Origin of the sequence: Streptomyces sp. NPDC051051 (assembly GCF_040682975.1) — a bacterium.
Lineage (GTDB): Bacteria > Actinomycetota > Actinomycetes > Streptomycetales > Streptomycetaceae > Streptomyces.
In genome coordinates this window covers 13680-24960 of record NZ_JBFBCB010000003.1, presented here as the reverse complement: position 1 = coordinate 24960, position 11281 = coordinate 13680, and the positions used below count along the sequence as shown (strand labels likewise).

Annotated in this window: 12 protein-coding genes and 2 pseudogenes; 7 read left to right on the top strand and 7 right to left on the bottom strand. The window is 70.3% G+C overall.

The annotated features are described in order from the left end of the window. Window positions 1–450: 450 nt before the first annotated feature. Both AB0N31_RS03280 and AB0N31_RS03275 read right to left on the bottom strand, forming a co-directional pair. Entirely contained in the window at window positions 451–729 is a 279-nt protein-coding gene (locus tag AB0N31_RS03280) for a GlsB/YeaQ/YmgE family stress response membrane protein (protein WP_366056628.1), read from the bottom strand. Between the two features lie 229 nt (window positions 730–958). Next, on the bottom strand, window positions 959–1081 hold the full coding sequence (locus tag AB0N31_RS03275) for a hypothetical protein (RefSeq protein ID WP_366056627.1): 123 nt from the start codon (window positions 1079–1081) through the stop codon (window positions 959–961). A 72-nt stretch (window positions 1082–1153) separates the two neighbouring features. Here AB0N31_RS03275 and AB0N31_RS03270 point away from each other — a divergent pair. Continuing rightward, window positions 1154–1363, top strand: a pseudogene (locus tag AB0N31_RS03270) (hypothetical protein); the annotation flags it as partial. 349 nt (window positions 1364–1712) lie between these two features. Next, window positions 1713–2597: an AraC family transcriptional regulator gene (locus tag AB0N31_RS03265; RefSeq protein WP_366056626.1), complete on the top strand. Its 885-nt coding sequence runs from the start codon at window positions 1713–1715 to the stop codon at window positions 2595–2597. A 98-nt stretch (window positions 2598–2695) separates the two neighbouring features. Here the strand turns inward: AB0N31_RS03265 and AB0N31_RS03260 are convergent, their stop codons facing one another. After that, window positions 2696–4018 carry a helix-turn-helix domain-containing protein gene (locus AB0N31_RS03260; protein ID WP_366056625.1) on the bottom strand — a complete coding sequence of 441 codons (1323 nt, stop codon included), beginning with the start codon at window positions 4016–4018 and terminating at the stop codon, window positions 2696–2698. Between the two features lie 374 nt (window positions 4019–4392). Between AB0N31_RS03260 and AB0N31_RS03255 the strand changes: the two genes are divergently transcribed. Both AB0N31_RS03255 and AB0N31_RS03250 read left to right on the top strand, forming a co-directional pair. Beyond that, window positions 4393–4770: a hypothetical protein gene (locus AB0N31_RS03255; protein ID WP_366056624.1), complete on the top strand. Its 378-nt coding sequence runs from the start codon at window positions 4393–4395 to the stop codon at window positions 4768–4770. A gap of 414 nt (window positions 4771–5184) precedes the next feature. Further along, entirely contained in the window at window positions 5185–5709 is a 525-nt protein-coding gene (locus AB0N31_RS03250; RefSeq protein WP_366056623.1) for a hypothetical protein, read from the top strand. 93 nt (window positions 5710–5802) lie between these two features. Here the strand turns inward: AB0N31_RS03250 and AB0N31_RS03245 are convergent, their stop codons facing one another. Next, the gene (locus AB0N31_RS03245; RefSeq protein ID WP_366056622.1) at window positions 5803–6009 is read right to left on the bottom strand and encodes an SAM-dependent methyltransferase; all 207 of its coding nucleotides are present in this window, start codon (window positions 6007–6009) and stop codon (window positions 5803–5805) included. Between the two features lie 253 nt (window positions 6010–6262). On the opposite strand from AB0N31_RS03245, the gene AB0N31_RS03240 reads away from it, so the two are divergent. After that, window positions 6263–6622 carry a hypothetical protein gene (locus AB0N31_RS03240; protein WP_366056621.1) on the top strand — a complete coding sequence of 120 codons (360 nt, stop codon included), beginning with the start codon at window positions 6263–6265 and terminating at the stop codon, window positions 6620–6622. Between the two features lie 881 nt (window positions 6623–7503). Here the strand turns inward: AB0N31_RS03240 and AB0N31_RS03235 are convergent. After that, window positions 7504–8043: a GNAT family N-acetyltransferase gene (locus AB0N31_RS03235; RefSeq protein WP_366056620.1), complete on the bottom strand. Its 540-nt coding sequence runs from the start codon at window positions 8041–8043 to the stop codon at window positions 7504–7506. 431 nt (window positions 8044–8474) lie between these two features. On the opposite strand from AB0N31_RS03235, the gene AB0N31_RS03230 reads away from it, so the two are divergent. Further along, a complete protein-coding gene (locus AB0N31_RS03230) occupies window positions 8475–9026 on the top strand; it encodes a sugar O-acetyltransferase (RefSeq protein WP_366056619.1) in 552 nt (183 codons plus the stop codon). Window positions 9027–9053: 27 nt separating this feature from the next. Here the strand turns inward: AB0N31_RS03230 and AB0N31_RS03225 are convergent, their stop codons facing one another. Then, on the bottom strand, window positions 9054–9191 hold the full coding sequence (locus AB0N31_RS03225; RefSeq protein ID WP_366056618.1) for a hypothetical protein: 138 nt from the start codon (window positions 9189–9191) through the stop codon (window positions 9054–9056). Between the two features lie 104 nt (window positions 9192–9295). Further along, window positions 9296–9649: pseudogene (locus AB0N31_RS03220) on the bottom strand (SUMF1/EgtB/PvdO family nonheme iron enzyme); the annotation flags it as partial. 464 nt (window positions 9650–10113) lie between these two features. Here AB0N31_RS03220 and AB0N31_RS03215 point away from each other — a divergent pair. Further along, entirely contained in the window at window positions 10114–10959 is an 846-nt protein-coding gene (locus tag AB0N31_RS03215; RefSeq protein ID WP_366056617.1) for a DUF3626 domain-containing protein, read from the top strand. Window positions 10960–11281 lie beyond the last annotated feature (322 nt).

Genomic DNA, 11281 nt, shown 5'->3' with positions numbered 1-11281 from the left:
GAGGCCGGCCGCTTCGCCCGCGACCACGGCGTCCGGTACCCGCCTGCCGTGCCGTCCTCACCCGGCGTCGCTGATCTGCTGGAGGGGTTCGGTGAGACCGACTGTTCGCCTTCCCTGCCCCACACGCGCACGGTCATGGGCCTTCCTGGCCCGACCGAAGCGAGGATACAGCGGCTGCTCGCGAACGCCGGCGCGGCGGCCACCGGCCTTCCGGACGCCGCCGCTCTGCGCGCCGTGCCCGCCGTGCCCGCCGTCCCGCCCGGGAGGCTCTCACGGCAATGGAGGTGTATTCTCCGCGCCGGCCGGCTGGAGGGACGCCCGATTCACGGCATCGAGCACCTGGACCGACCAGTAGGAGCTGCTTGCTCGGATGAGGCATCCGCACACGCTGACGGCTCCCGGCCTGTTTTCAGGACGGGAGCCGTCAGCGTGTGCGGATGCCTCATCGGGTCATGCGTGACGGTGCGAGTGCCGGTTGCCGACGACGAGACGGTAGACGGCGAGCAGGATGACGGAGCCGACGATGGCGGCTATCCAGGTGGAGAGGTCGAAGAATCCGTCGATGGAGTCGACGCCGAAGACGACCTTGCCGAGCCAGCCACCGAGCAGCCCGCCGGCGATACCGATGAGCAGGGTGATGATGATGCCGCCAGGGTCCTTGCCCGGCATCAGGGCCTTGGCGATGGCGCCGGCGAGCAGGCCGATGATGATCCACGCAATGATGCCCACGGTGTATCTCCGCTTCCTCGTACAAAGACTGTGTCAGCTCATCGTCTGCACCGGTTGCGCCCGAACAAACGTCACCTTCGGAAACATCGGCCCTGCCGGTCTCTGGTCCGAACTTGTCCCACGTTGCAGCGGGCTGCGGCAACGTGGGACAAGACGGGAAAGCGAGGGCGCGCACCATCACCGAGTGGTTCGACCGCGACGGATGGACAGCGGCCGTCGACCACAGCGGCTACCGCCGCCATGCGCCGCTGATCCGCAGCCCAGCGCGCGACGCATGCACCTTGCCGGGCAGGAGACGGTCGGTGCGGTTGCCGTCCGCGGCCACGGCGAGCCGGTCACGAGAGCTCGTCACACGATCATGGGCGGGCCTTCTTGAGGCGTCTCCAGCAGATGAGACTGCAGGTCAACGAGACGAAAGCATCGTGGAGTTCGGTTCGGCGTTGTCGCAGCGACGCACGTGAAGCCTCCGGTTTTCGACCCGGAGCCGCCCGGCTCGTGGACCTCCGCGGTGGAGCTCGACTACGACGTCGCGCCGATCGAGGCGTGGGTCCGCTACGGCAAGGGCCGCTACCTGGACGGCTGGTGCAACCTGCTCCGCGCCCCCTGCCTCACCACGATGGCCGACCTCGGCGTGGTGGAGGCCGTTCCCCGGACAGCCTGCGAGCCGGATGTGACAGAGCGCTCCACTTGGCGAGTGGGCGCGACGTGGCGACCGGAGTCTCCGGTGTCTCGACCGAACCCTTCAACCGGCCTCCGAGCGACTGAGCCGGCCTGTCCGAGCGACGGGCGTGGCCCGACGGGCGTGGCCCGACGGGAAGTGGTAAACGGCTACCGGTCTTCAAAGGGGAGCGAGCCGGGCCGGCCACCTGCCGCTCGATCTCCCGGGCCGCCTGGTGCACCCGACTTGATCGGGCACAAGATGTCGGGTCCGGCATGGTGGACCCTGCCTAGCGTGGTGGTCGTCAAGAGGAAGGGGACCGGGCGTGCTGGAGCGGCTGAACCAGGCCATGGAGCACATCGAGCGCCATCTCGACCAGGACATCGAGGTGGAAGAGCTGGCACGCATCGCGGCCACCTCGGAGTACCACCTGCGCCGGATGTTCTCCGCGCTCGCGGGCATGCCGCTGTCGGAGTACGTCCGGCGCCGTCGGCTCACCCTCGCGGGCGCCGAAGTACTCGCGGGGCGCGAGACGCTGCTGGAGATCGCGGTGCGCTGTGGCTACAGCTCCGGCGAGGCGTTCGCCCGGGCGTTCCGTGCCATGCACGGCATCGGACCGGGCGAGGCCCGGCGTACCGGTGCCGAGCTCGGCTCCCAGTCCCGGATGACCTTCCGTCTCACCGTCGAAGGGAGGAGCAGTATGCGATACCGCGTTGTGGACAAGGCGGACTTCACCGTCGTCGGGTTCAAGGCCCGGGTACCGCTGGTGCACGCGGGGCCGAACCAGGCGATCATGGACTTTGTCCGCGGGATCGCCCCGGAGACCTTGGAGCGCCTGGAGAAGCTGTCGGACCAGGAGCCGCACGGCATCCTCGCCGTCTGCGACGATCTGGATCCCAGCCGCGCCGAAGGCACCGAACTCGACTACCACCACGGCGTGATCACCTCCGTGGTCGCTCCCGAGGGCACGACCACGTTGGCCGTCCCGGCCGGCACCTGGGCGGTCTTCACCACCTCCGGGCCGGCGCCGCAGGCCATCCAGGAGCTGTGGCGGGACGTCTTCACCGAGTGGTTCCCGTCGAACCCGTACCGCAGCCGCACCGGTCCCGAGATCCTGCGCACCCGCCTGTCGCCGGACAGGACCGAGGCCGACGCCGAACTGTGGCTCCCGGTGGAGCCCGAGCACGGCCATGCCCGGACGATCAGGTGAGCGCCACAGGCAAGCACGATTGCCGGCGCTCGCTGTGCGCGCCGTTCAGCCCCTGCGCCGCCCGCCGCAGCCGCTCGGACATGGAAAGCTGAAAGCCCTCAGCTGTCGTACGGGACCCAGGCACGCCCGCCCGCGTCGTTCGTGCCGTACCAGTAGTGCGGCATTCCCTTGATGCCGGTGGTGCGGAACGGGCGGCCGTGGTCGTCGATGCGGATCGTGCCGGTGCGGCCCTGGGAGGACCAGTCGAGTTCGAGGTACCAGCGGGCGTCGTAGGCCTGCGTCATCGCGTCGACCAGCAGCACCTCCGGGTCCTCGGCGGAGACGCGGTAAGGGAAGTGCAGTGCGGGGACGGTCTGTTCGATGTCGGCGCCGTCCTTCGGGCGGGCGACGGGGTGGTCGGCGTCCAGGTCCACGGTGAAGCGGCGGGGCGTGAGGTCGCCGCCGCAGCCCTGGCCCATGGCGTACGCGCTACCGGCGGCCGGGTTGCCGCGGCCGGCGACGCGGACGTGGAGCGCTTCGAGGACCACGGCCGTGGAGGACCGTCCCTGCACCGAGATCCGCACCGTCGTGTGCCGCCCGTGTACCGCGCCCTGCGTCGCCGCCCACACCTCGGCGTCCTGTTCCACCGGCGGCGGAGGCACCTGTGCGGGCGGCTTGTCGATGACGTAGTCGTGGTCGCAGCCCTTGTCCCAGACCAGGGAGTCCGTGCTCCAGGCGAGGGGCAGGCCGGTGGCCGGCTTCGCGGCCGAGAGGGGACCGCTGCCGACGGCGGACGGGGCGGGGGTTTTCCGCCCGGGGCCGGACGACGCGGAACTCCGGGAAGGGGAGGAGGGGGAGCCGGTGGCCGGAGGTTGCGCCGAACGGCGGGGCACGCCGGGGGCGTTCGTCCGCGGGCCCGCGGGGCGGGAGGCGTCCGCCCCGGAGGAGCTGTCGTCCGGCAGGGCGGACGTGCTCAGCAGAGTGGCGAGCAGCGCGCAGGCGACGGCGGTGGACGCCAGGACCCGTCGGCGGCGGTACCAGGGGCGGGGAGCGGGGGAGGGGACGGGCTCGTCCGGGTCGGGACGGTCCCCGGGCTGCTCCGCGGAGTCGCTCTCCTCGACGAGCGCCCCGTCCGCGTCCGGCGCCGGCGCCGGTGCCGGAACCGCCGCCTCCGCCGAGTCGGCCGTACGCACCCGTTGCCGAGCCGCCGTCGCCGACAACCACAGCCGGTGCAGTTCGAGCCGCTCCGTCGGTGTCGCCTCGCAGAAGGCCGCGAGCCGCTCCACCGGTGCGAAGTCCTGCGGCACCGCCTCGCCCGTGCAGTACCGGTGCAGGGTGGAGGTGTTCATGTTGATGCGGCGGGCCAGCGAGCCGTAGCTCCGGTCCGTGCGGTCCTTCAGCCTGCGCAGCAGAGCCGCGAACTCCTCGACATCGTCCCGCATCGACACCGCTCCTCCGCCGTCCACCCGCGATCCCGTATCCCAGGCACTCGTATCCCTGCACGTCAGATGGGCTGGGATGGTTCCACCGTCGCCAAAGGGACGACAGCCGTTGTGCCGGACTCCGGTGATCGCCGATGCTCTTGGTGTCGCACCGACCACGGCCACAGGGACCAACCGGTGCCGGACGACGTCCGGCACGCATGCACCAACGGTCGCCTCCGTGGCCATTCCGCTTGATACGTCGTCACACACTCACGATGCGGTTGCCGTACTCGTCGCAGCACCGGCCTTGTTCCTGTCGGTCGGCGGCATCCGCGACGGATCACGATCCAACGCCGCAGTGTCGGACGACCTACTTGACTCTTGGAGGTTTGATGAAGTCCGTCGCCCGGAAGGCGGCAGGTCTCGCAGCCGTGGGCATGGCCGTCGCAGCCATGTCCGTGACCGGCGCATCGGCAGCCCACGCGGAGCCCCCCACCCACGGCTGCCCGTACCCCTATGTCTGCTTCTACGTGGACGAGCACGCCTACGACGCGGGCACGCCGATCGCGAAGTACCGCGATGTCACCAGTTCCTACCAGACGGTCAGGTCCCGCCCGCACTACCACGTCGTGAACACCCGGAAGGACGACGTGGCGTATCTACGGCTCCAGGACGGGAACTCGATCTGCCTGCCGCCTAACAACGAAACCGTGTTCGCCGGCACTTACAGCGTCACCGGAATAAAGATCTCCAGCAGTTCCACCTGCTGAATCCGCTCGAACGGCCGGCGGGCGCCTCCGCGGTTCAGCAGGGAGGGGACGGTTCCGCCGTTGCAGGTGCGGTGGCAGCCGTTGGCGTGGACGCCCGGCCGTCCTCGAAGCCCTGGGTGCCGCACCGGCCGTGGCAGAACGACCGCCTCGGCGACAGCCCCATCCTGCGCCTGCGTACCGGGACACCTCTGTGCCCGGATGCCCGAGGTGCGGCGTTCGGCACACCGCGGCGCCCGCCGTCACACGACGGCCCCGCGGCGAAGACACCGGCCGCTCCTGTCCGGTCGGGCAGTCGGGCCGTCCTGTCCTCGAATCGGACGCGGACCAGGTGGCGACAAGCCGGCAGGCGCCTCCATTACGCGAACCGGCACCGGCCGGGAGCAACCACATACGGACCAGAGAAGGAAGACGCACATGAACAGGAAGTTCCCCGCACACCGTCGTCCGGGCCGCCGCGCGGCCTTCGCCGCCGGCCTCGTCCTGGCTGTCGGACTCGGTGTGTCGACACAGGTGTCGGCGCAGGCGTCCGTCCCTGCCCCCGCGCGGGCGTCCACCGCCGCACCGCAGCCGGTCAGCGGCACGTTCGGCCAGGCGGTGACCCGGGTCGCCGACTTCTACGGCGCGTACGTCGACGCGAAGGGCGACTACACGGACCCGGACATCACGCTGGCCACGGCGCTCCGCAAGCACTACCTGACGCCCGACTTCGCCGAGCGGCTGGCGGCCTGGGAGAACAAGAACGAGGCGGACGGCGTCCTGCGTGCCCAAAACGTCCCGGCGCGGTGGACGGTGACCGACAACGGCACCGTGGGTAACGGCCATGAGGTCATCGTCACCCTGACCTTCGGCAGTGGGGAGACGATGCAGAAGACCAGGCTTTTCGTGCTGGTGGAGCGGTACAACCACATCGTCGACATCGACACCACGAGCGCCCGCTGACGACGGAGTCGCTCCGCCTGCCCCGTCCCGGCCGGGACGGGGCAGGCGGAGCGGCAAGCCGACGGGCGCCTTCCGAGGCGCCGGGTTTCGTCGCTAGGGGACAGACCGCGCAGTCGCCGGCGGGCAGGGCGTCGCGCAGTGCCGTGACGATCGGGCCGGGCCCCCGGCGTCGGTGGGGAAGTGCGGCACCGCGACGAGGAACAGGGCGACCGGCTCGTCGAAGTCGATGACGCGGGGGACGCCCGGGTGGTCCACGATCCCCTGCGGGTGCCGGATGTCGGCCAGTTCGATGCCGGTCACGCCCGAATCGGAGAGCAGCCGGTCGGCGGCCTCCCGGTCGACCTCGCAGCGGTCCTTGCCGCCCAGCAGGTGGTCGTGGATCCGTACGGGGGTGCGGACTGTTGGTGTCGATCTGCTCGGCGCGGACGCCGTCCTGTGTCACGCTGCGCTCCTCGCGGACGGCCGGCCGCGACGCCCTCCGCCCGTGCGGAGATCTGCCGGGTTCATGAACGGGAGGGCCGGGCATCCGGATGCCGAAGGGGAGGGTGGTGTCATGCATCTGGCACGCGGATCCGTCGGTGATCCCGGCGACTGGCTCTGGGCGCTGGCCGCACTCGCGCTGTACGCACTGATCAGTTACGGACTGGAGTACCGCACGCGGGTCCGGCGCGGCTCGCGGCATCCGGGCCGCGACGCCCTGCGCGACCTCAAGGACCGCGAGGAGCCGCAGCGGCCGCGCCACCGCGTCGTGAGCCGTCTGATCATGCTCGGCGGAGGTGTGCTCACCGGCCTCGTCGCGTACCTGACCTCCGGCGGCGTGCGCGTCGCGGCCGTGGCCCTCACCGCCGCGGTCGCGGTGGCCCTCTGGGCGTACTACGACCACCGCACCGAGACGATGTCCGCCGGCGGGTGAGGCGTGCGCCGGCTCCTGTCGCCGTCGGCGCGCCGCTCCCGCGGGCCCTCCCGCTGCCGCGCCGCACGCCACCTGCTCCCACGGCCTTTCCTGCTGCCGCCGCCCCGGTTCCGCCCACCACTCGTCGGGCGGCGACCCGCGGGATCCGCTGCCCCGTGCTGAACGCCGCCATGCCGGGACTGCCGTGCTGGGGCTGCGGAATTTCTCCGATGATTTCCGAACCTCCAGTTCGCGTTGAGCATGCCCTTGTCCGCCGCCGCCATCGGGATCTGGGGGACCGGCCCGGTCTTCGTCGTCAGCGTCAGCGCGGTGGTGTGCGGGCTCGGGGGAGTGGTCGTGCCCTGCGGCAGGCGGAACTGCCTCGCTGACGTACCCCTGCGGCCGGGCCGGCCGTACGTGGTCGCCGACCGTGTCGTCCAAGACGGTCGTGATCATCGGCCCTGCTCCCGGGGCTCCTGGACGAGGGGCACGCCGAGGGCCGCTCAGCCGGTCGTGCTCCGTCCGCATGCCGTCCCCGCAAACGGCGTTGGACGACCGGGCGACCGCTTCTGGCCTCGTCGTCGTCACCCTGTCACGCAACGGCTCGACCGGGCGGCCCACTTTCCCGACAGCCTCCGCCTCCGCGCCGAGGGCATGCCAGCCCGACAGGCCGCGGCGTGCAGACCCCAAGAGCGAGGGCCGGGGCCCACTCGGCATCCGGCACGTCAAAACGCGCCACACCCGATTTCTGTCTCCCCCGGCCGGCACGCCACCGAGCCTCACCTGGATCCGAACCCCAAACAGGATCTGGAGGTGACGCCCGGCATGCGCGCGGGCAATTCGCGGTTGCGGGCCGCTCGCGCGTGGATGGGCGGGTACTCCCCGGCGCTTCCGTCGCAGACTCAACCGGCCGGCGTGACCGGGGACCACATGCCGAGCCACTGCTCGGCGCCCCAGGCCTCGAACCGCTCCACCTCGGTGAACCCCAGCTTCGCCGCGAGACGCATCGAGGCGACGTTGGCGGTCTGGGTGGTGAGCACCACCGGCTCGCCGGGAAGCGCGCCGGCGAGCCAGCCGAGTGCCGCCGCGCACGCCTCGGCGGCGTACCCGAACCCCCAGGCCCGCGGCAGGAACAGGTAGCCGAGATCGGTCTTCCCCGCGGCAGCCGGGCGTCGGTGCCCCGTTGCTCTCCTGAGCAGGATCTGGCCGATCATCGACCCGTCGAGATCAACGACGAAGCTCCCGGGCCACCGCTCGGGCGCCCCGGACATCTCGCGCTCAAGCTCGTCACGCGGTCGGGGGCCGCCGAGGTAGGCGTGCACCTCCGGCGAGGCGAGCAGCTCGATGAACGCCGCACGGTCCCGGATCTCGGGCTCACGGAGCACGAGCCTCTCGGTCCTGATCGGCTCAGGCGGCCAAGCCACGGGTCCCAGACCTTCCATCCGCGCACGCTAACAGGAAGTCAAACCAGCCGGACGGGAAACGCCTGGACCGTGTCCTACGTGGTGGGGCGGGCGAGCCGTTCATAGCAGCAGAGGGCGACAGCGAGGTCGGAAAAGACACAGGTGGTTGCGAGGACGGCGTTCGTAGTGGAGGCCGAGCCGGCAGTAGCCCGACAGTCACGACATGGTGCGTTCGATGACCCAGCGGCTCGTCCTCATCGCTTGCTGGACTCGATGCCTTTGCCGGCGACGTGTACGCCGATGTGCTTGCCGCGAGCCATCTGCGGAGGCCGGTGTGGTCGTAGGCTCTGGGCGCGCGCGGCCGACCGGTGGCGCGCCGGGCCTGTGTCCGAGGAACTGGACGAAGGGAGCGCCCCGTTGTGACGGATGCCCACGAGGAAGAAGTCCTGGCCCGGATCGCCAAGGGCCTCGTGTACACCGAGTCGGAAGCGGCCTTTCAGGCCCCTCGGCGCCGCACAGAGCAGATCTTCGAGTACAACCACACACCACCTAGCGAAACGGAGAAGCGTCGTTCGCTGCTCGTCGCGATCCTCGGCTCGGTCGGTGAACGCACCGTGCTGCTGCCGCCGTTCCACGCGGGGTTCGGCAGCAACGTCCACATCGGTGACGACTTCTTCGGGAACGTGAACCTGACGTTCGTCGACGACGTGGACATCCGCATCGGCAACGGTGTCATGATCGCTCCCAGCGTGACACTGACCACGACGGGACACCCGGTGCATCCCTCGCGACGCGCTGACTTCGGGCGGTTCTCCGAGCCGATCGTGATCGAGGACAAGGTGTGGATCGGCAGCAACGCGGTGGTCCTGCCCGGCGTCCGTATCGGCTATGGGTCGGTCATCGGCGCCGGCAGCGTCGTCAGCCGCGATGTTCCCCCGATGACCGTCGCGCTCGGAACACCTTGCCGGGTGATCCGCTCCATCACGGACGAGGACCTCGCCACACGTGCTGCCGGACATTAGAGGGTTGCGTCCAGGCCAGCGGGCGGATCAGAGGAAGACGTCCGCGACACGGAGTCCGGCGAGGTGGACGGTGGCGGTCTTCTCGTGGCGGGTGGCGATACCGCGCCACTGCTTGGGGGCCGGTGTGCACCGGAATGTGCACAGGTTGGTACAGCCAAAATGCACGGTCTTGAGGAGACGCCGCCCGTCGTGCGATGCCGGCACGGTGTCCGGTTCTACGCGGCCGGTGCCGCCAGGCGGAAGCCCACGCCGATCGCTTCGAGATCCGGCTCGTTCTCCGTGGGCAGCCGCACGCCGAGGCCGAGCCGTTCCCCGAGCCACCGGCAGTAGGCCGTCGCCGTCTCCCAGGCGACCCCGACGACCGGGTGGTCCGCCGGCTTCTGTGGGACCGGCCGGCCGGTGTCCGCTGCGAAGCGTGTCCACTGGCCGACCGTGACCGGTGTACGGGCGATCCGGAACGCCGGGACGTGGATCTCCGCGCGGGGGGCTTCCTTCACGTACCACTCCACCGGTACCCCGGTGTCCGCGTAGTGGCGGGCCGCTGACGCCACTTCGTCGGCCGGCGTCCCCCGTCGTGGCGACCCGGCAGGGATTTCGACCCGGTGCACCTGCTCCACCCGCATGGCTCCTCCTCGGCTCGAGCGGACAACCTCATGATCGCGTCGGTGGCCGGGGCCGGCATCGGCCGAAGGCCCCGTCCCGACAGCGACCTTGGGAGCAGGGCATCGGGCCGCGGACCGGCTGGGCTCCGGCACGGCGAGCGGTGCACGTTCGCGTGTACCGGGCTGAGCATCTTCATGCGTACGTCGGCATGAGGCGATTGAGAAAGGCGGACCCGGCATTCGCCGCGTCAGCGGCACCCGACTGGTCCGCTGACGCACTTCCCGGCGAACCGGTGGTGCTCGCCACCCGGACCGCCGACGTCCGCTCGATGCGCCTCGCGGCGAAGCCGGGGATCATCGAGGCAGGCGGTTCGATGCCCACGGCGCCAAGGCGAAGCCACTGGAACTGATGGAGTGCGCGCAAGGCCGCAGGCTCCTCACAAACTGACGTGCACTGCGCAGTGCCGTCCGTCCACACTTCACACATGGGTGCTGACATCGCCGTATCGCCTCAGGAGAGGGCTCTGCAGCATGTCGCGGCTTCATGTGGCGGAGAGCCGCTCGCTGGTGACCTCCGGGTGACGATGCACTTTCATCCCGATCGTCCCGCAGGGGACCGTCTGATCCTGGCCCAGATGGCGGAAGACGGTATTTACCGCTCGCAGTTCGTGACAGGCACGAGCAACGGTGGTCTGACCGCTCATCCTGGTGGGGAACGGTGGCGTTGGGAGAGTCACATCTTCGGCGGTGCGTACGACGAGGCCCCGGCTGACCAGCGCCCCGTATACGGTGGGCTGAACCACCGCCGTGACCCGGTCGGCGGTGCACCGCGGTTCGGCTCTTCGTACTTCAGGCTCACCACAGAGACCCTGAGACGCACCACGTTCTGCTGCCCCGACAGCTCCACCGAGCCTTCCGACTTCGGCATGGCCGACCGCTGTTCGCTCGTGGAGCTGGCTGAGGCGGGCACGTCGGACGCCCTGGACCGTCACATCGAGGCACAGATTCACGGCCGGGTCAGGTTCGACCGTGACGTCGAGGCGCTGGTGCTGGACCCCAGCCATCGCGGTACGGAAGTCGAAGCCGCAGCGCATCGCCTCCCATGCCCAATCGAACGGCATCCAGGTTTCCGGCTCGGCGTGGCTGGACTACGACGTCGCTCAAGCTACCGGGGGCAGGAATACGTTGACCTGGGCGCCGAGATCGCCGTTGACGGCCTGCTCGACCCCAAGGTCATCGGGGATGCCGCCCGCACCGGCCGATACCGCCTTCAGGACCTCAAGAAGGTCTGGCACTGCCTGGCACGCTTCGGCGAGCGCACCGCCTGCTGACCGGCAACGCCACCTCGGGGCCGGACCGGCCGGCTGCCGAGGGACTCCTGACAGGGCCTCACCCGGTAGCTCCGGGGGCCGCGAGGCGGCCGGCCCAACCGTTCTTGACGAGTGCCGCCTGTCGGGTCGCGGTGTTCCTGCGTACGCCGAAGAGGTCGCTGACGACACCGGCAGCATGATGAACGCGCACACTTCGGCCAGGCTGAGCACCGCCTGGATCCAGTTGGTTCTCCAGACCCCCCGTGATGTCTCATGCGGGTAGATCCCGGAGCCGCCCGTAGGGGCTGGGGAAGGGCGAGAACTCAGGCTTCCGGAAAGAGGC